This window comes from Propionivibrio sp. (assembly GCF_049316945.1).
In the GTDB taxonomy this organism is placed as follows: Bacteria; Pseudomonadota; Gammaproteobacteria; order Burkholderiales; family Rhodocyclaceae; genus Propionivibrio.
Genome location: NZ_JBMOJE010000030.1, coordinates 1 through 22,901, shown reverse-complemented (window position 1 = coordinate 22,901; position 22,901 = coordinate 1). Strand labels below are relative to the sequence as shown.

16 protein-coding genes and 1 pseudogene are annotated in these 22,901 nt (G+C 53.2%); 11 read left to right on the top strand and 6 right to left on the bottom strand.

What is annotated here, in order from left to right:
- The first annotated feature begins 1 nt into the window (after position 1).
- The 10 genes from ACOYNV_RS09065 to ACOYNV_RS09020 all read left to right on the top strand — a co-directional run bounded on the left by ACOYNV_RS09065 (position 2) and on the right by ACOYNV_RS09020 (position 11,216).
- Positions 2-913, top strand: a complete 912-nt coding sequence (locus ACOYNV_RS09065; RefSeq protein WP_422899442.1) for a glycosyltransferase — start codon at positions 2-4, stop codon at positions 911-913.
- Positions 910-1,080 carry a hypothetical protein gene (locus ACOYNV_RS09060; RefSeq protein ID WP_422899441.1) on the top strand — a complete coding sequence of 57 codons (171 nt, stop codon included), beginning with the start codon at positions 910-912 and terminating at the stop codon, positions 1,078-1,080. Before ACOYNV_RS09065 ends, ACOYNV_RS09060 begins: the two co-directional genes overlap by 4 nt.
- On the top strand, positions 1,077-2,858 hold the full coding sequence (locus ACOYNV_RS09055; RefSeq protein WP_422899440.1) for a glycosyltransferase family protein: 1,782 nt from the start codon (positions 1,077-1,079) through the stop codon (positions 2,856-2,858). Before ACOYNV_RS09060 ends, ACOYNV_RS09055 begins: the two co-directional genes overlap by 4 nt.
- Complete coding sequence (locus tag ACOYNV_RS09050; protein WP_422899439.1) at positions 2,855-3,310, top strand: hypothetical protein; 456 nt, start codon at positions 2,855-2,857, stop codon at positions 3,308-3,310. Before ACOYNV_RS09055 ends, ACOYNV_RS09050 begins: the two co-directional genes overlap by 4 nt.
- Positions 3,311-3,320: 10 nt before the next feature.
- Entirely contained in the window at positions 3,321-5,156 is a 1,836-nt protein-coding gene (locus tag ACOYNV_RS09045) for a glycosyltransferase (RefSeq protein WP_422899438.1), read from the top strand.
- Positions 5,157-5,380: 224 nt separating this feature from the next.
- A complete protein-coding gene (locus ACOYNV_RS09040; RefSeq protein ID WP_422899437.1) occupies positions 5,381-6,478 on the top strand; it encodes a glycosyltransferase family 2 protein in 1,098 nt (365 codons plus the stop codon).
- A 104-nt stretch (positions 6,479-6,582) separates the two neighbouring features.
- Positions 6,583-7,308 carry a class I SAM-dependent methyltransferase gene (locus ACOYNV_RS09035; RefSeq protein WP_422899436.1) on the top strand — a complete coding sequence of 242 codons (726 nt, stop codon included), beginning with the start codon at positions 6,583-6,585 and terminating at the stop codon, positions 7,306-7,308.
- A 411-nt stretch (positions 7,309-7,719) separates the two neighbouring features.
- A complete protein-coding gene (locus tag ACOYNV_RS09030) occupies positions 7,720-8,880 on the top strand; it encodes a glycosyltransferase family 4 protein (RefSeq protein WP_422899435.1) in 1,161 nt (386 codons plus the stop codon).
- Positions 8,877-9,635 (top strand): polysaccharide deacetylase family protein, encoded by a 759-nt coding sequence (locus ACOYNV_RS09025; RefSeq protein WP_422899434.1) that lies wholly within the window; start codon positions 8,877-8,879, stop codon positions 9,633-9,635. The genes ACOYNV_RS09030 and ACOYNV_RS09025 overlap by 4 nt, the downstream gene beginning before the upstream one ends.
- A gap of 186 nt (positions 9,636-9,821) precedes the next feature.
- Positions 9,822-11,216: a hypothetical protein gene (locus tag ACOYNV_RS09020; protein ID WP_422899433.1), complete on the top strand. Its 1,395-nt coding sequence runs from the start codon at positions 9,822-9,824 to the stop codon at positions 11,214-11,216.
- 992 nt (positions 11,217-12,208) lie between these two features.
- On the opposite strand, the gene ACOYNV_RS09015 is transcribed toward ACOYNV_RS09020, so the two are convergent.
- From ACOYNV_RS09015 to ACOYNV_RS09000, 4 genes are all read right to left on the bottom strand, one after another.
- Entirely contained in the window at positions 12,209-15,184 is a 2,976-nt protein-coding gene (locus tag ACOYNV_RS09015) for a PKD domain-containing protein (RefSeq protein ID WP_422899432.1), read from the bottom strand.
- A 1,274-nt stretch (positions 15,185-16,458) separates the two neighbouring features.
- A complete protein-coding gene (locus ACOYNV_RS09010) occupies positions 16,459-17,487 on the bottom strand; it encodes an ExeA family protein (protein ID WP_422899431.1) in 1,029 nt (342 codons plus the stop codon).
- 75 nt (positions 17,488-17,562) lie between these two features.
- A complete protein-coding gene (locus ACOYNV_RS09005; protein WP_422899430.1) occupies positions 17,563-18,390 on the bottom strand; it encodes a CpsD/CapB family tyrosine-protein kinase in 828 nt (275 codons plus the stop codon).
- A gap of 13 nt (positions 18,391-18,403) precedes the next feature.
- Complete coding sequence (locus ACOYNV_RS09000; protein ID WP_422899429.1) at positions 18,404-20,029, bottom strand: GumC family protein; 1,626 nt, start codon at positions 20,027-20,029, stop codon at positions 18,404-18,406.
- Positions 20,030-20,625: 596 nt separating this feature from the next.
- Here ACOYNV_RS09000 and ACOYNV_RS08995 point away from each other — a divergent pair.
- A complete protein-coding gene (locus ACOYNV_RS08995) occupies positions 20,626-22,293 on the top strand; it encodes an O-antigen translocase (RefSeq protein ID WP_422899428.1) in 1,668 nt (555 codons plus the stop codon).
- Here the strand turns inward: ACOYNV_RS08995 and ACOYNV_RS08990 are convergent.
- Together ACOYNV_RS08990 and ACOYNV_RS08985 are read right to left on the bottom strand one after the other, a co-directional pair.
- A pseudogene (locus tag ACOYNV_RS08990) lies at positions 22,273-22,443 on the bottom strand (Tn3 family transposase); the annotation flags it as partial. The gene ACOYNV_RS08995 and the pseudogene ACOYNV_RS08990 sit on opposite strands and share 21 nt — an antisense overlap.
- Before the next feature lie 60 nt (positions 22,444-22,503).
- A complete protein-coding gene (locus tag ACOYNV_RS08985; protein ID WP_422899427.1) occupies positions 22,504-22,860 on the bottom strand; it encodes a DUF6788 family protein in 357 nt (118 codons plus the stop codon).
- Positions 22,861-22,901: the final 41 nt, after the last annotated feature.

The window sequence follows — 22,901 nt, the reverse complement described above, 5'->3', positions numbered from 1 at the left end:
CATGAATCATCAAAACGACTATGTCCTGGTAACCCCGGTACGCGACGAGGAGGCCACCATCGGTCGGACCATCGCTTCTGTGATTGTCCAAACCGTGCGTCCGCGCGAGTGGGTGATCGTCAGCGACGGTTCCACCGACCGCACCGACGAGGTCATCCGCGCCGCCGCCGCGGAGCATTCCTGGATCCGATTGTTGCCGCTCACTCCCCGGCCGGGCAGGAGTTTCGCAGCGGTGGTTCTCAACACCGAAAAAGGCATCCGCCATCTGGAGTATGGGGATTACGCGTTCCTCGGTCTGCTGGATTCGGACGTCGAGTTTCAGGCGAATTACTTCGAGGAGATGATCCGCCGCTTTCATGCGGAGCCCGCGCTCGGGCTGGCCGGCGGAGTGGTGATCGACGTGGGGTTGCCGCGAGACCGTTTACCGCGCAACCGGATCGATGTGCCGGGAGCGGTCCAGTTCTACCGCCGCGAGTGCTTTGAGGCGATCGGCGGACTGGTTCCGGTTCCCGAGGGTGGATGGGATGGCCTGACCTGCGCGATTGCCCGAATGAAGGGCTACCGCACTCGACTGTTTACGGATTTGGTGGTGGATCACCTCAAGCCGCGCAACATTTCCGAAGGGGGGGTGGTGCGGCGCAAATGGCAGATGGGTGTTCGGGACTATGTGCTGGGCTACCACCCGCTGTTCGAACTCGTGAAATGCGTGAGCCGCCTCCGTGAGCCGCCGCTGGTGATTGGCGCGGCGGCATGGTGGGTGGGTTACGTCGGCTCCGCGCTTTCGCGGCGGCCTCGCTTAATCCCGCCCGAGGTGGTGGCCCACATCCGGCACGAGCAGATGGAACGTGTCCGGTCGATGTTCGGCGGACGTGGCGATACGGTCTGGACGGAACACTCCAGGGAGATTCGATGAAACTCTCAATTGTCATCGTGACGCATGCCTGCAAAAATATTGACAGCGCACACGGCGTCACTGTGCTCCCCAAAAAACCATTGGATTCCCTATCTTTTATGAGCACTCCACGTACCGTGGTCAGCGTAGGCAAATTGCCCGCGAAAGCGGATTATCTTTATGTATGATGAGTTCTGACGTGCATCAACTCGCCAAGCCCAAGCTCCTGTTTTTTCGGCCCAAGTATGGGCGGGCAATACCTACGTTTCTGGTGACGCATCGCGACGAACATGCTCAATGCCTATCTCAATTTTTTGACCTGAAAATTATTGAGGAAGACTGCGACTGTCGAGAGGCGTGCGACAGGCACGAACCAGTCGCTTGTCTTTTCGAGATCGGACTGCAGCGCGGAGATGCGCGACAGCCGCGCATCGTCAACGTTGAGCGCATGAACGATGTGCCGAAAATCGCTTTAATTAATGCTGATGTTTGGGGTTACACGAGATCACGGATTCTGGCCGAAGTACAGGCTTTCGACTTCGATGCCGTGTTTGCGATCTGCACGACTGCAGGAGAGCACTTCGAGGAGTTGAGAGATCGGCTTTACTACTGGCCCAACTTTATAGACGAAGACACTTTTCAAATACGCCAGCAGAATAAGACGGAGATCTTGTTTCTTACTGGAAACATGGGGGACGAGTACCCATGGCGGAAACGAATCAGGAATTCGCTACTTCATGCATTTCCTGTTAAACAGTCGTATCATGCTGGTTATTATGGACGTCAGTTGACAAGCAGGATGCCTATTGGGATCAACTACGCGAGCCTGATTGGGGCGGCGTGGTTTGCTCCGACCTGCGGCACGATGGCAAACGAACTCGTTCGAAAACACCTTGAGATTCCGTCCGTGGGGTCGTGCCTGATCACGGAACGCAGCGCAACATTGGACGTGGCGGGATTCTCGGACATGCGTAACGTCGTCTTCGCCGACGAGCATGATGTCGTCGACAAGGTGAACTACCTTATGCACAACGTGGACACCTTGCGCTGCATCATAAAGAATGGGCACGACCTCGTGCACACGATGCATACGATGCGTGCCCGGTCACAAATCTATGACTGGCTGTCACTTTACAGACAGGCCCCTCCTGGCGCACGCATCGTCCAGCCCAATCCCTTCGCCCGACTAGTTCTGCAGCAGAAGGATCAACAGGATTTGCAGACCCTGCACGTGGAAGGCGGCGGTCGTTATCTGCGCTTGCTTAGCGAAGCGGGCAGTCATATTAACGCGGGTCGGCTAGAACTTGCTATCCCTCTCATTGAAGAGTGCAAGCGAATCGCGCCCTGTATGCCGGACATAGATTTTTTTGAAGCCTATTGTAACCTCCAGGGAGGCAAGCCTGCGCAGGCGCTCCAGGATCTGGTCCGTATGCTCAAAGCTTCGCTTGGCTCGAGCGAAACGACGCCCCCTGACCCTATCGAGTGGGCGTACCTGATCGTCGCACTTCTCGCGATGGGTCGGACTCGGACTGCATTTCGCTATGCGAGGCAGTTCCTGGAGGTCTCGCATCCGGAACTGGACAAAGCCCGCGCCGCAGCGTTCTTGTTACAGAAGTCGGTTCCGCTGGCGTTTCAATCCAAGAAGGTGGTGTCCATACATCGCCTCCAGGACAAACCGTTAACCGCGTGGATGAATTCGCTGGCGATCATGCTAGAGCGCTCCGGTCAGCCAAGTGCGGCCCTGCGGCTGATTAGTTTCCCGTGGAACTCCGTCCGAAGCGACGCAGATCTATACGACTTTATGCATAGGAGCGGATACGCACCGCGCCACGTGCCTCCCTTGGTGTCCGGTCGGTTGCGCCGCTGGGACAGTCCGCTAGTCGTCGCAGCAATACTGCGACGAGTTCGGCATTTGCTTCCGACGATGCCGCGTCTGGTGCCTAGGAAGGAGTTGAACTTATCTTGAGTTCCTACTGGAACAGTTTGTCGGTGATGCCCATGGTGCCGGGTGTGCTGCCGCTAGTCATGGAGACGAAAGCGTTGGCCGAGGAGGCCCGGGCCACGCATCGCGGTCCAGTGTACGTAATGGAGCCGCCGATAGATATCGAGGGCGACAACACTGCAAACGACGGTACGGGCTTTCGGGCGAAGCATGGTGTTGCTCCGAGCGAATCGCTCGTGGTCAAAGTGTCTCGCCTCTCCATCGATCTGAAGCTCTACGCCCTGGTAAACGCGGTCGAAGCTGCCAACCAACTTGCTGACTCCTGGCCGGCGCGGCTTATCATAGCGGGCGACGGTCAGGCTGCGCCCCAGTTGCGTGCTCGCGCGGCTACGGTGAACCGACGTCAAAACTGTGAGGCTGCCGGCAAACGGGTCAGGACAAGTGAGTCCGTGCCTTGGTGCTCTTCACAATACTAAGAATATACTCGTGAATTCGGAACGTTCTTCTCAATATCAGATAGTCGTAGCGGTGAACAACGACAAGATTCTTGCTGATAATCTGGCCAGATCAACGGCTTACTCAAAATTGGAAGTCCAGATCCTGCGCGGGTGTCAATCAGCATCGATCGCCTTCAACGAGGTGTTAGATAGCACAAGATGCCGATACTTCATTTTTGTTCACCAGGATGTGTATTTGCCTGAGTCTTGGCTTACCAGAATGGACGACCTAATTGACAGGATTCAATCCTCAATTGGGGAAAACTGGGCGGTCATTGGAGTAACCGGCGTCAGTCCTTCCGGCAGGGTAGTCGGCAAGCTATGGTCGGAGGGGACGAGGGAGGAAATCGACGATGGCGAGGAGATTGAAGAAGCGGTTTCACTGGACGAAGTGCTTCTGGTGGTGAATGCGCAATCGGGTGTCAGATTCGATGCGCATCTACCTGGTTTTCATCTTTATGGGACGGATATTGTTCAAAATTCTTTGAAAATGGGGAAGAAATGTTTTGTAGCCAAGAATCCTATTGTCCACAACGACAGAACCAAATACTTCCTGGATTCTGGGTACAGAAAGGCGTTTAGGTACATGTCTGCCAAGTGGCGCAATGTATTGCCTATCCCTACAACCGTGACCCTGCTGGATGAAAAATGCTGGCCGATAACATGGCGGAATTTTCGGCAGTTGAAAAGATATTTTTTGAGAGGTGAATTCAGAAAAATTGATTCCCGGCTGATTGCGGTGCAACTTGGATATGAATCGCTGGCTGACATTAATTCGGATAAATGCATTCCTAATTCCATGGACAACCTGAAAAACACTATGGAAACAAAAGAGGTTCCGCGCGTCTCGGTCGTCATTCCCACCTACAATAGGGTCAAATGGATTTCAAAAGCCATTGACAGTGCTTTACTGCAAACCTACACAAACTTAGAAATTATTGTGGTGGATGACGGCTCTACTGATCAGACAAGGCAGTTAATCGGAAATTACGGCGACCAAGTGCGTTATGTTTATCAAACAAACGCTGGTGTCAGCGCGGCCCGAAATAGGGGCATTCTGGAAGCCCGTGGGGAATGGATTGCGTTTCTCGATTCAGACGACGAATGGCTACCTGAGAAGCTCCAATCACAACTGGATCTTGCTGACCGCTATCCTCAGATTGTCATGGTGGCATCCGATGTGTACATCGATGATGGGACAAACAAATTATCCTTTTTGGATATCAGGGAACAAATATTTAAAGATGAAACCGAGCGGGTGATATACAACCCCCTACTAATTGTATGTAAATTAAATTTTTTCCCCTCATCATTACTCATAAAAAAGAGTGCCCTGTCACGAGTGGGCATGTTCGATGAAAATTTGACGCTCTCTGAAGATCGAGACCTTGCATGCAGGGTCGCTCTGCTCGGCCCTTTGGGGGTTCTAGCCAGGCCCCTAGCAAGTATCCTCAGCCGGGGCGAAGGCGATGTCAGCCTGTCAGCCTCACAAGAGAGCGATCCGCGCAACGGATACAAATCCGGGATTGTCACCTATGGAAAACTTTTGGGCAGGTATGAGCTAACCTCGTTGGAAAGGTCCTTCGTGGAACGGCGCCTGGCAGGCGCATGTTTTTACTGTGGCATGGAAGAATTCAGGCGCGACAATAAAAAGACGGGTCTATCCTTAATGTGGCGATCCTGCAAGGACTACCGATCAATAACTTCTATTGTCCGTTTATTACTTTTTTTTATTATTGGGTATTCAGGGCTCATGCGCATTCAAACGCTCAAGAATGGCAATAGTTACAAGCGATCCGAGAGTTATCTCGGCAAACAAAGGTGAATCTTTGTGCTTATAAGACGCTGACATCCTTATGTCAAGACCCTAACATTATTTAAATCGCAATGGATGACAAAGGAAAAATAGTCTCGCCGAACGCCATATATACCATCCTGATTGCCCTGTCTTGAGGAAAATGGCAACCTGTCTGGGTTGCTGTGAACCATGGGCACGCCGCCGATTTAATTTGCAATATTTCACGTACCCGCATGGAAGGAGCGACCCTGGTGACACAACTCACACTGACATCATCGTACACATTAGAGCTGAGGAACACGCCTGCTATCGTCACCCTCCTTGTTAACTGGAATGGGTCCGACGACACGATCGATTGCCTTGAGAGCTTGTTCGCCAGCGACTATTGCAATCAGTTTGTTGTGGTTGTGGATAATGGATCGAAGGATAATTCGTTGTCCAAGCTGGCTGCGTGGGCGGAGGGGCACTTCTCGATGCCTCCGAAAACAGATGTCTTCCGCCAATGCGTTCCCATTGCGTATGGTAGGCCTATTCCGTTCGTCAGGTTGAATCTGGATGACGCCGCCTGCGGACGGGGATGGGATTCAGGCGTTAATCTGTTCTTCATCGACGCTGCAAGGAACCACGGTTTTGCCGGGGGAGTGAATATTGGTATTCGGTTTGCGCTCGCGAACAGTGCCATTCGTTACGTGTGGATACTTAACAACGATACGGTTGTCGCTCCGGATTGCCTGTCAAGAATGGAAAGACGTCTGCGCGACGAGAAGGAGGCGGGAATGTGCGGTTCGCGTATACTTTTTTACTGGCAGCCGGACAGGATTCAAGTTTTGGGAGGCGGTCGGTTCTCCCGCTGGACTGGCACAAGCCGCCTCATCGGCAATAATCAGTCCGTCTTGTCTGCCGTTGATGCTCGGGCGATAGAGGGTAGCCTTGACCACCTGAGCGGAGCATCAATGCTAGTGTCGCGCAACTTCATTGAGAAGGCAGGGTTGATGGACGAGGGGTATTTTCTTTATTATGAAGAGTTGGATTGGGTTATGCGAGGCAAGAATCAGTATCGATTGGTATACGCGGACGACGCGGTCGTCTACCACAAGGAGGGCGCCTCGATCGGTTCGAGCCACCGTCGCACAAACAGAAGCCCTTTATCTTGTTTCTTTCTGGTTCGCAGCCGACTCCGCTTCACCCGGAAATTTTTCCCTTGGGCGTTGCCATCGGTCTTCCTTTATTCAGTCTTGGTGAGTTTGCGGGCCCTCTCACAGGGGCGTTATGAACAAGCGCATGCTGCGTACGGCGCATTGCGAGGCTTGAATGCCAAAGAAGTGCTTGGCTGGACCCCGGATGGATAAATCCAAGCATTCGATGCGGCAATTTTTTCACACTGACGAACAAAACTTGTGGGTACTGAGTGTTCTTAAAGATGATAACGACAAGCGAATATAAAGGAGGGGGGATGAGAAATTTCCTCACAGCCAAGACCAAGATAGTCGATTACCCATTCCGGTGGCTGAGAGCAATTTATTACGTCTACCTCTTTGGACGGACGTTTCCTTTCAAAGGACAAATAGAGAAGACGGTCCATCAATGGGAAATGCAGCAAATGAAAGGGGATGTCCCAAAGGCCCGCGAGGAATGGGACACTCAATTCAGAAATCGCCAGTGGGTGTACATGGAGCACCTCGATGAATTCTCGCGATACGCAGTCATCGCAGGCTATATCGCTTATCTCAAACCGTGGCGCGCGGTGCTTGACGTAGGATGTGGCGAGGGCGTTTTGTTCGAACGCTATCGGCCCTACGGCTACACCAGATATGTAGGCATAGACATTTCCCAAGTTGCCATTGCGAAGCTAATGCCGCAACAGAACACGCAGACAGCATTTCTTCAAATCGACGCGGAGGCCTACCAACCCGAGGAAGTTTTTGACGCGATCGTCTTCAACGAGGTTCATTACTACTTCCATGACCCGCTCAACACGATAGCGCGATACTGTCAGGCCCTGAATGTGGGAGGGGTTCTCATCTTATCTACGTATACTGCTTCTCGACGAGCTTTGGCGATCCTACGTTATCTCAAGGCGCATTATGTTGTCGTGGACGAGACGATGATCACTCAGGGCGCGAAGTCCTGGTTTTGCACAATACTGAAGCCGAGTAGCGCGCCGGCGTCAACTATTTAGGTTTCCGAAGGCGTTTAACTCGCTCGAGTGATTCGGAATTTTCGTGACCAATAACAATCGGCGCCGCATGCCGTGTTTACTCTAAAGATTGCAAGCAATGCTCACCCGTAATGCTCAACAATTTTTCCTTGCGTGGGTTCCTTTTCAGAGACGGCATATATCGCTGCCTCCGCTCTTCGGATTCGAGTCCGTTTTTCTGCCCATTCGGCAGACTCTTATGACGCTACGAGCCTTTCAATACCTGGCGAACGCCCTAAAAACACCATCGTTGCTGAAGGCAAAGCGACCGAGGATGACTATCCTTCGCCTTCTGGAGAGTCCGAAAGCTATTGATCAGTTGGAAGTGACGACCGGCAACGGGCACGTTGGCAGTAGCTGCTTAGGACTGGCACGCGTGTGGAACCCCAATCGATGAAGCGCCTGGTCGCCGTAGCACCCAACGAACCGCTCGCACGTCGCACGTTCAGCGGTCTGTCGTTTAACCTATTCACCGAAATCCAGCGCCAAGGTATTTCGATCGATAACATCGCGACCCGAGACCTGCGCTGGCACGATGTGCTACGTGGTGCGATCCGCTGGCGTTCCCTCGGTCGACCGGCGAGCCGTTGGAACTCGCGTATCGACCCTGACTGGTATTGGTCGCGGCGCACACACGAGCAGATGACCCGTCGCTTTCTCAAGAGGCTATATGCGCTTCCGGATGCCTCTTACGTACTGCAAATTGGCACACATGTGCAAGCAGCCGGCTCTGGCCGCCGCGTGTTCTGTCTCACCGATCTTACCGTCGTGCAGGCCATCGAGACGGGAGGAAACTATCAGGTCGCTAGCGCCTCGGCCAGGGTGCGCGCTGAAGCAATTGAGTGGCAACGTGAAGTATTCAATTCTTGCGAGCGTGTTTTTGTGCTTTCGGACTGGACCGGACGCAGTGTCATTGAGCGCTACGATCAGCCTCCGGCGAAGGTAATCACGGTTGGTGCCGGCGCCAACTTGCCATTAGTGCTCCCGCCACGCTCCCCCGACCCCTTCGCACCGGCGATCCTCTTCGTCGGACTTGACTGGGAGCAGAAAGGGGGGGCGCTGTTGCTAGATGCATTTCGCCGCGTTAAGGCAGCCGTATCGGGTGCGCGACTAATTGTGGTGGGATGCCGTCCGCCCGAGCTTGATGGCGAACCTGGTATCGATGTGCTGGGGCTGCTTGATCGGTCCAAGCCGGAGGAGGAAGCGCGCTTGCTTGCAGCCTACGCGACGGCTACATGTTTCTGCATCGCGCCCGTCGTCGATGCGTTTCCAAATGTATTGCTCGAAGCTTCGGCTTTTGGGTTGCCAGTCGTTTCAACCGACGAAGGAAGCCGCTCCGAGGTCGTACTGGACGGCGTGACCGGTCGCCTCGTCCCGCCACATGATCCTGCCAGTTTAGCCGCCGCATTGATACAGTTGCTGAGTGAGCCGCAACTCGCTGCGCAACTGGGCCAAGCAGGGGCACGACGAGTTCGTGAACACTTCAACTGGCCCGCCGTGACGCGAAATATTTTGGCGCACATGGGACTCGTTAGCGCCCGTTCGGCACAATGACTCGTTTAGACCTGATGTGGCGACTTCGGACGCAACTGTCGGGCGAAGCCCGACGCCGCATCCGAAAATTCACCGATCCGCTTGTTGGGCCTTTTGGTTCGATCCGCGGTGCGCTAACCAGCGAGCCACTGGTCGCGCTGACTTTCGACGACGGCCCCGACCGCGCTCACACGCCCTGTATACTCGATGTACTCGCCAAGCACCGCATGCGAGCAACGTGGTTTGTCCTTGTTAACCAGGCCGAGGCATGTCCGAATCTGATTCGGCGCATGCTAGCCGAGGGTCACGATGTCGGATTGCACGGCCCCGACCACCGGCGCCTGACTCGGCTCGATCCACGGTTGCTGCGATCGCATATTGGCGACGCAGCGAAACGATTAGCCGCTGTGACAGGCCGACCTCCCCGCTGGTTCCGGCCGCCCTATGGATCACAAAGCTTATGGAGTTATATAGCCGCCCGTCGCTGTGGCATGCGAGTCGTGGTGTGGAGCGCCGACTGTCAGGACTGGACGCAACAGCCGGAGCATCTGATAGCCCAGCGCGCGGTAGAAACCGTGGTGCCCGGAGCAGTGTTGCTTCTACACGATTCGCTGGCTGCGGATCCGGAAGTCCCGGCACCGAATCCCGATCTGGACCGGGCGAGGATCGTCGATCTCGTGCTGACCGGACTCGACGCTCGCCAACTTCAAGGGGTTTCGGTGTCGGAGTTACTAACCGGACGCCGACCGCATCTCACAGCTTGGTATAGGCCATGATCCAGGCCTTTGACCCCGCCGCAGGCATCGTCGGTTGTCAGACCGTTGGCTGACTTAATACTACGAATTGGTTAATTACATGTTTGCCAAGGCGATAGCGCTATCTGCGTTTATTGATAATTGCATAAGTTGAGTTTTTTTTCCAGGTTGTGATCGTCAACCAGGTGAGGCGCGGACTGTGTAGTCATGACACCGATTACTTATGTATTTCTGATCATCAGTTGCACAACCGTGCTCTTTGCGCCGCGACGATGGGCCCTGCTTGCGGTGATTGCCACCTTGATGTACCTCTCGCAGAGGGGCGGAGTGGATGTATTTGGTCTGAGGATGTACCCGTTCAGATTCGTAGAGATTGCGGGGTTCCTTCGAGTAGTCTCGAAGCATGAATTCAAATGGCGCGAACTCAACCGCCTTGATCGGATAGTGCTCGCGGCCTATGCATACGTCACGATCGTTTTTGTTCTGCGGTCGGCACTGGGGTTTGGTACCTCGGTAAATATTACGATGACCACACCGCTGTCGAAGATTGGAGAATTTGTCGACGTGCTGTTGGCCTACACGATGTTTCGCGGTCTCATGCGAAACGAACAGGATATCAGGTGGCTACTCCAGCGCTCAGTGATGCTGTTGATACCATTTGTCGGAGTGGTTGGCATGGAGCGATGGACCGGACAGAATCCCTTGGCGATATTTGGTGGGGTTCCGACAGTCTGGATTGATGCCGAGGAGGGTCGGATTCGCTGTTTTGGTAGCTTCTCACATCCGGCATTGCTTGGTACGTTCGGTGCCAGTTTCGCTCTCATGTATGTCGGGCTTGCATTGGCCAGTACGCGCCAGGTGCTGGGCTGGGTTGGCGTAGTGCTCTGCGTGGCGATCGTTGTCCTGGCGGCCTCGGGCGGGCCTTTGACAATGCTGATGGTTGGTCTCCTCGGATGGCTCTGCTGGCCGATAAGAACAAGGATGAAGATGTTGCGGATTGGAATCGCCATGGCTCTGCTGCTACTCGCGGTAGTCATGCGGGATCCCATTTGGTACTTGCCTAGCAAGATGAGTCTGCTATTCGGCGGGAGCGGCTGGCATCGCTCGTATCTGATGAATCAAGCGATCCGGAACATTGACCACTGGTGGCTGGCCGGGATGCCGTTGGAGCAGACATCGGGCTGGTTCCCGTATCTCATCCATGGCGCGGCGGATTTGACCAACTTGTATGTAGCCTTTGGTGCCGACGGTGGGCTCATCGCCATCCTGCTGTTGATCCGTGTACTTGTCTGCGCCTTTGGTAATGTCGGTCGCGCCTTGAAGGCGCTCGGCCAATTATTTCCACCACGAAAAAACGAGCAGTTGTTGACGTGGGGTCTTGGAGCAGCTGTCGCCGGTCATATGGCGAACTTCATCAGCATCACCTATTTTGACCAAACGAATTCGCTTTGGCTATTTCAGTTGGCCGCCATTTCGACGATTTCCGCTATGCAGGATAGACTGGCCAGCGATTATGGGAGAGCGGGCAGTAAAAGTATGCGTTGGGTCCCATATACAGCGCCAATCGGTCGAAGGACGGGTCGAACGGGGTATAGGCGGTAGTCCAAGCGGTGGCACCAGTGAGAAGACGGAAACACCACGTGTTTTGGGCGCCGCAGTACGATGTGCCCGGTGCCGCGTCATCGACTGGGCGGTACGATGACGCGTGCTTCCTGTGCCTGATTCCTGAGCAGTTGCACGGGAGAAAAACAGGCCGCTAAGGTCGAGGGATTTGGGCGCCGGGAACCAGTTGCCCATTCACAATTGTTGCCCAACGAACGTTTTCCCACTTGAGAATGGGTACGTCAATCAGGAACGCACTATACAAAAAAGAGCCCTGAACAAAATATACGTTCTTAAGGGAGGCACTTGTTCCCCCATCGACATTTATACGGAGTCCAAAAGGGCCTCCCCAAAATAGCACGTCCTCAAAGTTGTGCGATCCCTTCCAATCATCTGCCGAAAAGTATGCTGCTGTTGCATCATGATTGTAAGCGCGAAAGGTTGTATTCTTAATCGTATTGACTCCGGTGCTGCCAGGGCTATAGCACTGTAACCCATCGGCATGATCTCCGCTGACCCCTTGCGCCTCAACCCAGACCCAGTTCAAATTTAAATTACCACTTGTGCAGCGGACGCCTTCTTGTGAGGATATTCGAATATTGTTGAGGGTACACGAGCCATTGCATTGAACAGATGCTTGAGGCCCAGTTGCCGTAATTGAGAGGTTGCTTCGAATGGAGCCACTGCTCAAGGTAAGCGCGCCTGAGTTTGTCACGCTGGCGAAGGCTGGGTCCCCCCAGCTCAGCGGCACTGCCACAGTACTTACTAGCCGTAGGTTTCCAGGAGGATTCAATGTTTGTGCCAGAGCAATGCTTCCTGAACATTGTATTAAAAAAAGCACCTTAAGGAAAATCAGTCCTAAACGTTTCATGAAACAGTCCTCTCAAGTTAGGCCAACAAAAAGGCGCGCTACGCGCCTTTTGTCAGCGATCAATTAACAACCAAATAACCCATGAAATCCCCCGCATCTGGGGGTGCGGGTCCGATCGCTATCAATACCCCGCTGCATACCCCGACAGCGGGCCACCGGAAGAACTGGTGCCTGTCGTCCAACTGCTCGGTAGCGTGGTAAGGGTGGTACTCGCACTCATTTCGCCAAGCCCCGCTGTGCTGCCCATCTTGCCACGGAACTTGAGCGACCCATTCGGGCTCAGGATCGCGATCCAGTAACGCGTACCCGCCGTAACCGCCGTGGCCGGCATACGAACCTTGTTCCAACTTCCCGCCACTGGCGAACTCAATGTCCCCTTGGCCACCAGAGCACCTGGATGTCCGTTGCTGTCCCTGTAAATACCGGCGACCAACTTCGTGGAACCCGAACCCGTATCCACGTACACGCGCAGGCTGGTGACTTGGCCTGTGACCGAAGCACTGGTCTGGAACGCGGCCGCCTTGCCTTGCGGTAGGGAGTCAGCCACTGCTACATCAAGAGTCTGGTTACCCAACAAGAGTTTGGGAGGCGAAGAGGTCTCGACTGCCGTATTGATGTCGGTCTGGATTTCCGTTGCGCTCAAGGCGCGATTGTAGATCCGGACCTCATCAATGCGGCCCTTGAAGTACTCACCCCAGATACTGTTGCCTCCGATGCGCAATGGGGCACCGGAAACGCCCATGCTTCCCGCTTGCGCCTTTGTACCCACCTGTTGGCCGTTGACATAAAGCCGCTCGGTGACGCCGTCATAGGTGACTGTTACATGCGACCACGCACTACTAGCCAGCCTCGAGACTCCATGCACAAACTGATACTGGCCGCCGTAAACTCCACCACCCAAAGGGGTATTGTTGCTGTCGTCGGACGTGTTGGCATAGAGGTAATAGACGGAGTTACCCGGCGCATTTTCCTTGATCAGCACGGAGCGGTTACCGGTGTTGGTGGTCGGATACACCCACGCCTCCAACGTCATGCCGGTGGTCAGATCCAGAGTGGCCGAGTCGTTGACCGTCACCCAGTTGCTAGTGCCATTCAAGGACAGATCATTCCCGAACTTGCCCGACGTGGTCCGCGTGGCGCCAGAGATGATGCCATGATTGCCTTTGCCGGAGGCATCAACCACCGTCGTGCCACTGGCTTCTTCGAAGTTGTAGGCAGCGACTAGCCCACTCCCGGCACTGGCTGCGGAGACGGTGATATAACCGGTTAACGTCTTCGTGTTCTTCGTGCTATTGGAATCGGTCACGGTCAGGCTCACCGCGTAGGTACCCAGGGTCGCATAGGTATGCGCTGGATTTTGGGCTGTGCTGGTACCTCCGTCGCCGAAAGTCCAGACATAGGTGAGGGGGCCGGTTCCTGTGGAACTGTTTGCGAAGGTCACCGCCAAGGGTGCCGGTCCCGTTGTGGGCGTCGCGCTGAAACTGGAAACGGGAGCCGCCGGGGCGGTCACTGTGATGTAGCCCGTCTTGGTCACGCTGTTGCTGCCGCCCGAACCGGTCACCGTGAGCTGGACGGTATAGGTGCCCGCCGCGGTATAGGTTTTGGTGGGGTTTTGGGCGGTGCTGCTGGTGCCATCGCCGAAATTCCAGGATCGACTGGTAACGGTGCCGGTCGAACTGTCGGTGAAGGTCACTGCCAGTGGCGCGTTGCCCGTCGTGGGCGTCGCGCTGAAACTGGAGACGGGGGCGGGGGCCGCGGCGGTCACCGTGATGTAGCCGGTCTTGGTCATGCTGTTGCTGCCACCCGAACCGGTCACCGTGAGTTGGACGGTATAGGTGCCCGCCGCGGTATAGGTTTTGGTGGGATTTTGGGCGGTGCTGATAGTGCCATCGCCGAAATTCCAGGATCGACTGGTGACGGAGCCGGTTGAACTGTCAGTGAAGGCCACTGCCAGTGGCGCGTTGCCCGTCGTGGGCGTTGCGCTGAAACTGGAGACGGGGGCCGGGGCGGTCACCGTGATGTAGCCGGTCTTGGTCACGCTGTTGCTGCCACCCGAACCGGTCACCGTGAGCTGGACGGTATAGGTGCCCGCCGCGGTATAGGTTTTGGTGGGGTTTTGGGCGGTGCTGCTGGTGCCATCGCCGAAATTCCAGGATCGACTGGTAACGGTGCCGGTCGAACTGTCGGTGAAGGTCACTGCCAGTGGCGCGTTTCCCGTCGTGGGCGTTGCGCTGAAACTGGAGACGGGGGCCGGGGCGGTCACCGTGATGTAGCCGGTCTTGGTCACGCTGTTGCTGCCACCCGAACCGGTCACCGTGAGCTGGACGGTATAGGTGCCCGCCGCGGTATAGGTTTTGGTGGGGTTTTGGGCGGTGCTGCTGGTGCCATCGCCGAAATTCCAGGATCGACTGGTAACGGTGCCGGTCGAACTGTCGGTGAAGGTCACTGCCAGTGGCGCGTTGCCCGTCGTGGGCGTCGCGCTGAAACTGGAGACGGGGGCGGGGGCCGCGGCGGTCACCGTGATGTAGCCGGTCTTGGTCATGCTGTTGCTGCCACCCGAACCGGTCACCGTGAGTTGGACGGTATAAATACCCGCCGCAGTATAGGTTTTGGTGGGATTTTGGGCCGTACTGGTGGTGCCATCACCAAACGCCCAGGATCGACCGGTAACGGTGCCGGTCGAAGTGTCGTTAAAGGTCACTGCCAGTGGTGCGGCGCCCGCCGTGGGCGTCGCGCTGAAACTGGCGACAGGGACCGCGATGGGAAGCGTTGTAGTGACTTCGTTGGAAGTCGCGCTTTCTAATGTCTTGGTGGTGTCATACGCAGTGACACCGAAGTAATAGGTTGCACCATCTGAAAGATTGGTTACCGTATAGCTGGTCTTGTTACCAATATCGACATTGGCAGTATAGCTACGGCTGATTTGTCCATAGTAAAGACGATATCCGCCCAGATTAGCTTCCGTATTTGCATCCCAAGTCAGGCTGGCCTGACCCCCATAGGCGCTAACCATCGAGAGAGACAAGATGACCAGCCATATCGCCAGAGAATACACGGTTTGGGCAAGGTAGAACGGCTTCATAATTATTCTGAACATTGGGTAGCTCCAGTGAGCCATACGATAAACAAAGAAACGATAAGAAATATAAGTTTCAACAGTACTGCCGAGAAGGCCTCAGCATGCTTATGCAGGTTGGGGGATGATGGTGGACCAAGACGCGAGCTTGAGTTAACTGCCACTCATAGTCCCGTGAGAGGACTCCGTCGCCCATTTGCTTAAACCGGTACCTCATGTTCTCGGCAACACCACCGCGTTGAGGGCGGCCCATAAATAAGGGCACCAACACACGGACACTTCTGAGATGCGGGACGGGACAGGAAACAAGGGGGATGGCATGGCGGGTTTTTTGTGGTTCATTTCCGCTAAGGACGCGGGGAGTGTTAAACATGGAATATTCTTCTCAGACTTTCAGGGCATCGACTGACGAAAGTAAAATAAGGATCGCTGCCACGGATTTATTACCTATGTTAATCATATAGTTAGGTTAATAACAACAATTTGCCAGTCAAATGGCGCACTAAAGGTGGCGATATAGTTAGTTTTTGCTTTTGATATGCATCTCTCGATCCAGTTGATCGTCGGATAGCAACTATTACTTTAGTAATATGCGCCTTCATCACTAAAGTAAATAAATTGACTAAAGTCAACTTTTTTTACTTCTGATTTCTACCAAGAACCTATAAGCACTTTTCATACCAGTCAAAAATCAACCGCTACAAGCTACAAATATGGTGTTTTCTTAAACACCGAAGAGATTGAGCAAACGCTTGAATTTGTCTTCCCAGGGCCCCTCTCGAAGGTGTTCAACCGCTCTTAAAAAATGGCCGGATCGAATAGCGGTTTGCGACCATGCTTGGGGGGTTTTCTGCCAAGTGGATTCTGTATGACTGGTCTGCATTCCCCGCCTGCAGAGGCTTCCAAGATAAGAGCTCAGAAAAAAAACCCGCAACCAGTAGCAGGTAAAGAACAGAGTTCTATGCGCTGCTTGTCGTCAGAACACGACGCTATGGGGAAGCGCCATAGTCAAAAAGCCTAAGCTGACGCCGGAAAAATGGTTCCAGGTCATGTATTTTCTAATCCAGGAGAAGAACAGAGTGCTATGCGCTTTTTGTCGTCTGAACACGACGCTATGGGGACGCGCCATAGTCCAAAAGCCTAAGCTGACTCAGGAAAAATGGTTCCAGGTCATGTATTTTCTAATCCAGGTGAAGAACAGAGTCCTACACGCTGCCTGTCGTTAGAACACGACACTAGCGGCGCCATCTGAAAACCGTCCTCCATTTATTCAACAACGCGCATTTTGAGGCGGTTCAGTCAGGTGTGAAAACCCCGTATTCGATCTTGTCCCGGACCACTTCATCTATGAGGTCTAGGTCGATAATCTCTGCTTCCGCTGAGAATCCATAGACCATTGCGGTTTCACACAGCGTGTTGATACAGCGTGGAATGCCTCGGCTTATGAGTGCGATTTTTTCGCATGCTTTTGGTGTGAAAAGAAGGGCGTTTCGACCGGCGACGGCAAGGCGATGTTTGATGTAGTCCTCCACCTCGGTACTCGCCAAGGGCGTGATATGGAAATCGACCGAGACCCTCTGGGCGAACTGTCGCAAATCGGCTTGCCTGAGCAGATCCTTCAACTGTGGTTGGCCCACTAGAATCATTTGCAGCAACAGATGCTTTTCCGCATTAATGTTGGAAAGCATGCGTAACCCTTCGAGGGAACTAGTATTCAAATTCTGGGCTTCATCAATGATTAATACGACTTGCCGCCCAGTGCGGTATTCCGCGATCAGAAATTGCTGGAATGCATCAAACAGTGCAACACGTGAGAGACCGGCGTATGGCTGTCCGAACGCCAACATGATCCAATCCAGCAGGTCATTACTGTCTTTGTGGGTATTGGTGACCAAGCCAACGGTATGGTTCCGCCCAATATTGTTGAGCAGATGTCGTATCAGCGTGGTCTTACCACACCCGATTTCACCGCTAATCACCGTGAATTGAGCCTGGCTTTGGATGCCATACTCTAGCATCGCATAAGCTAGCGTGTGCCGCAGCCCGAGGAAAATGAAATCCGGATCGGTCTGAATAGAAAACGGCCTTTCCTTCAAACCATAGTATGCACAATAAATGTTTGAGGCCGCATCTGCTGAGGGGCTAACTGAGGCCTTGGTGAAGACGCCGGATTGCCGCTCAAAATGTGATGTCGCCTGGGGAGTAACACTGGCAGCCGGGACGAAAGGCGTTTGCCTACCGTTGTCCCCGGCTGAACAAGGAATAGTTACACCCGCTTTGCCTAGTTGCTCCAGACGGATTACCGCTTGTTCAATGAGGCTCATCGTATTTTTCGATTTGTACCGATTTTGAAAACCATCGAAGTATTATTTCAGACCAAAGGGACGGCTAATTGGCTTTCAGTAATATGGATATCCATACGGGTTAATTGGCACATCCGCCTTATTCAGGACCGTGCCAAGGAGATTGGCTCTTTGCATCAGATTCATACTCTCCTCGATATCCAACTTGTTATCCCACCCGTCTGCCACTACCAATAGGTAACAATCGATTTGGGGCAGAATAGCGATGGCATCGTCCGCAGACAAGATTGGCGGCAAGTCGAAAATAACCACTCTCGAGTCATAACGGCTGCGAAGCTCGGCCACCAGTTCGATGACTCTGCGGGAAGTAAGTTGCTCCGATGATTTCAAGACCGGGCGGTGTGTCGGCAGGACTAGCAAGCGGGGGATACCCGGATTAACCAACACCTCGGGAAGGCTCGCCTCGTTAGTCAACAATTCATTCAACGATTTGCCAGAAGTTATTCCCAAATAGGTGCCGACCTTTGGTCGTCGCAAATCAAAATCTACCAGCAAGGCACTTGTTTCAGTATGCTGTGCGATGCTTATCGCCAGATTGATGGCGACTACTGTCTTGCCGGCGCCGGGGGTGGGCGAAGTGATGGCAAGAGTTCGCCATTTATTCTCTTTCATGCGTCGCAAAACCTGCGTGCGCAGCAGGTCGAAGCTGCTCGCTACGGGGTCGCCCTTGTTGTAGGCCATCACCACCCGGTGTTTTTCAAGGTGGGCGGGGTCGAGTTCGACCACCCTGCTATGCGTATAGTTGATGTTTTCAAGAGCGGACACTTGGAGAGGCAGGCTTTCCGGCATACGTTCCAACGCGACAGGAACACTGCCCTTTTCAAATTGTCTGATTTTGTCCAGGGCCTGCTTGATTCGTTCCATTACATAATGCTCACTAAAATTTGGAAATAATTTTCAGGATCAGCCTATCCAGCGACATGTAAAAGAAATGCACAGCAAACAGAGCTAGCACCGAACTGACCATGGTTGCCTGAACGAAAGTTCTAATGTTTTGTTGTTTCCTTGCCTTGTCCGCTTCGGTGAACATGTAGGGGATCACCGCCAATGGTCTGTGGCGGAGAACTGCCACAAGCTCCGCTGACCCACGGATCCTGGGATGAAGCATCTCCAACAAAAACGCAAGGCCAGTGGAGCCTCCCAGCGCCGCAAAAAAACCGATTAGAATAATCTTGCCACGATTGGGCTTGATTGGCTTTTCTGGCAACAGCGGCGGTTCCAGTAGAGAAAAGCGCTCTGCTTTCTGCTCCCCTTCCAGGTTTTCGGCCGTCTTGGCGCTCAACTCCTTCGATCGCAGCTCCTCATATTTTTTATGTGCACTTTCGTGGTCTCGCATAAGTGTCGCAATACCCCGCTCAATTTGAGGCGATTCGATGATCTGTTTTTCCAATGAATTGCGATCGGCTCTCAGTTCCTTTTCTTGCTGACTCAGGGACTTTAGACGATTGTTCGCGGTGGCCATTTTTGCTTGCACCTTGGCAATGGCCAGTTCCATCGAGGAGCCAACTGAGGCAACCGTAGTGGTGCCATCTTTTCCCAAGTTGCCGTTGAGTTCCTCCATCTTGCGTTTCATGGCGCGCAGATCGGGGTGGGATTCAGTGTAGGACGAACTTAACTTGGCATAGTCAACTTTCAGTTTTTCCAACTCCTGCACCGGGCTAAGATGCACTTCCTGGCTCAGCGGCGTACCCACTCCCAATTTGACGGCGGAAAGCTCGAGATCGAGAAACCTCAACTCATCCTGAGTTGCACTGTATTCGCGCTCCATATTGCGAAGATCTGCCTCGACACGGGCGAGCATGCTCACACGCAATCCTTGGTGCTCCGGCAGGCTATTTCCATTTACGCGTTTGTAGGCGGCAATTTGCTGCTCAATAGTTTCCAGATCCACCTTGAGCCGGTCCGCTTCCCTGGAGAGAAATTCCGTGGTCTCCGTGGCCCGCTCGGTGCGGGTTCTGACGTTTTCGTTCAGAAACAGGGTTACCAGTCCGTCAGTGACCTGGTGTGCCGTAAAGGGCGAACTGTCCTCAAAGGAGAGATTGAAAGTGATAGTGGACCTGCCCCTGCGCGCTCCCACAATGTCAGCACCGACGATTTCGAGCTTGATCCGTTTGCGTAAACGGTCGACGAGTTCGGGTGCGCTCAAAACTTCTCTGTCTTGTTGAAACACCTTGTACTTATCGATAATCTTGAGGAGGTTCTCCCGGGTCATTACCCGCTGACTGATTACGTCGATTGTCTCCTCGGCAAACCCTGTCACTGTTGTCTGCACCAACTCGTTCGGGATCTGCTGTGCTTCAATCAGAATGGTACCGGTGGACTGGAAAACAGGTGGCCAGACAAAGGCAATTACCAGCGCACCAATGAATATGACAGAAGAAGTCACGGTTAGCAGTACAGCACGACGACGAATAATGGACAGATAGTCGCGCAGGGATGGTTGGTAGTTGGCTGCCATTACGTATTGGTGCTTTGGTTGATGCTTTTTGGATTGAATAAGCATTTATTGACCTGATTGGCGTCAACGTTTAGCACATCATTCCATCGTCAAAAGACGACAGGTGGGATCAATAAAAACTGTCAAGAATATTTAGTGAAACGCCGAAGTTATTGGTCACCGAATGCTGATTGAAAGATTGTGATCAGGTACGATTGTTACTTTCTGCAAAAGTTCAGACTGCATAAAAAATATCTGAAAGAGCAAGACCAGCCACCGTGTGCCAGCAAGGAAAAATTTATTCCAGTAGCAACCAACTGGGGCCAGTTGTGGTCGAACAGACAAATATGGACAAGTGACCGAAGCGAGATTCCAGCCGTCTATCAGAGGCGCCTCGCATCAAATTCAAGGTTGACCGCCCTTGTCAGGGAATATTTTTTCTATGATGCCATTGGAAATCTATCCTTGGCCGAGGATATCTACTTCGACCTCAAAAAGTACGTTTTGGAGTTTCTTTCGCCCCATGCCTATTTATTGTCTCCACCGACGCTTCAATCATAAAAGATGTCCCGAGTGCCTTCTTGTAAAAGCAGTAGCGACTCCTTCCAAAGCCTATATTGAGCTTCGTTGGACTGAAACAGCATGATGATCAGGGGCTGGTGATGGCTGAGAAGAATACCTATGGCCAGATTTTGAAGTCTTCAGCAATGATCGGTGGCTCTTCGGTCATTAATATTGCGATTAGCATCGTTCGTGCCAAGGCAATGGCGGTTATGCTCGGGCCGGCCGGAATTGGATTGATGGGTTTGTATCAAGCGATTGCAGACCTTGTGACTAGCGTGGCTGGAATGGGTATTAATAACAGTGGTGTGCGGCAGATTGCCGAGGCCGTTGGTACGAGAGACATCGAGAGGATTGCGCGAACCGCCACAGTGCTGCGACGAATATCGATTTTCCTCGGTGTTCTGGGTGCTGCTTTACTGGCCGTATTTTCAGGGCCGCTGTCGGCCTTCACTTTTGGCAACGACCAACACACTCTGGCCGTAGCGTTTCTGTCAATGGCTATATTTTTTAATCTAGTGTCTGCCGGTCAGGGAGCCTTGATTAATGGGATGCGCCGCATCTCTGACATGGCCAAGATGGGAGTATTGGGTACTGTCTTTGGCACACTCATTAGCATAACTGCAGTTTATTTCCTTGGCGAAAATGGATTGGTACTATCGCTAGTGCTTTTTTCCGTAATGGGTACCCTTTTGTCATGGTTGTACAGCCGGAAAATACATATAAAGCCCATTGTGATAGATGCCTATGTGGTGAGGAAAGAAGTTGCCGCTTTGGTGAAACTTGGTTTCGCCTTCATGGTGAGTGCGCTGTTGATGTCAGGGGCAGCCTATGCTGTGCGCATGTTAGTGGTTCGCGAAGCCGGTTTGGACGCCGGCGGCTTGTACCAGGCTGCTTGGACACTTGGAGGGCTATACATCGGTTTTATCTTGCAGTCTATGGGAACAGATTTTTATCCTCGGCTAACTGCGGTCGCCCATGACAATAGCGAATGCAACCGTATGGTGAATGAACAGGCCTATATCAGTTTGTTGTTAGCAGGGCCTGGTGTGATTGCAACCCTGACTTTCGCACCGCTGGTCATTTTGTTTTTCTACACGCCAAAATTCGAAGGTGCGGTTGAAATTTTGCGCTGGCTGTGTCTAGGAATGACCCTTCGGGTGATTTCGTGGCCGATGGGCTTCATTATCGTAGCCAAAGGCGTGCAAAATCTTCTTATATTTTCAGAGTTGGCTTGGACTGTTGTCTACCTTGGTCTCGCGTGGTTATTTGTGAGTTATTTCAAGTTGAAGGGTGCAGGGATCGCTTTTTTTGGATCCTACATTTTTCATGTGTTCATGATTTATCTTATGGTTCGGCGTCTAAGCGGCTTTCGCTGGTCCTCTGCGAACATTCAAACAGGTTTACTCTTTCTTTCCCTGATCGCAGTGACCTTCTGCAGTTTCTATTCATTGCCACCGTTGTTGGCGATGGGCGTTGGTATTCTGGCCATTTTTCTAAGTGGCGCTTACTCTATTCAAGTTCTCCTGAATCTCATCTCCATGGACCGGATTCCGGCTCCCGTGTTAAAAATATTGAGGTTGTTCCGACTAGTTCCTTCCAGTTCCAACGAATGTTGTAAATTTCGACCTATGGTTGCATTGAAAGCAGGCGACACATTGGATCAGAATTGGACAAAAGTAGACTTGAAATGGCTAATATTTGCATTGATGATTTGTATTGGCTTTTTCATGTGCTTTGAATGGTATGGAGGGGCTTTTGAAGGCTAGTGACCCGAACATGTTTACGTGCTGCCACGCCACCGGCGACATGCCCTGGATGAACTCGATGGCGTCCAGATCCCCGGCGGCCACCTTCTGTTCATACTCCTTGGACAGCAATGCCGTGTTGTAGTAAATGACCGCGTTGGCAATCAGCCGGACTTACATTCCGCAGGTCGCTGAACGAATATCGGCGTAATTTCCCTGGAGAAATTTTGTTCAGGTTTCGCGTGGCGCTTCAGCGTCAATCAGGCGTTCGGTTTGCACCTCCCACTCGCGGAGAAGTTTCTGCACACGGCGGTAATTGTCGATGGCCTGCTGCATCAAGACCGCCTGCGGCGGCGAGAGCATTCGATGGACGAGTTTTCCGCCTTGCATATGACCCCACTCGTAATAAGGCCCATGGCGTGCGCTGACGTCCTGAGCGCAACGGCAACCGGCTTTGCCGCACACCTTCGTGCGTTTCAGTAACGTTCCTGAACACAGATAATCGACCTCGCTCAGGGATTCCTGAAGGCGTGCGATTTGTTGTCGGGCCTGCTTGTGGTCCGTCAGTCGGCCGTACGGGTAAGGCATCAGGTTCTACCGGCGGTAGACGAAGCGTATCTGGCGCCGGA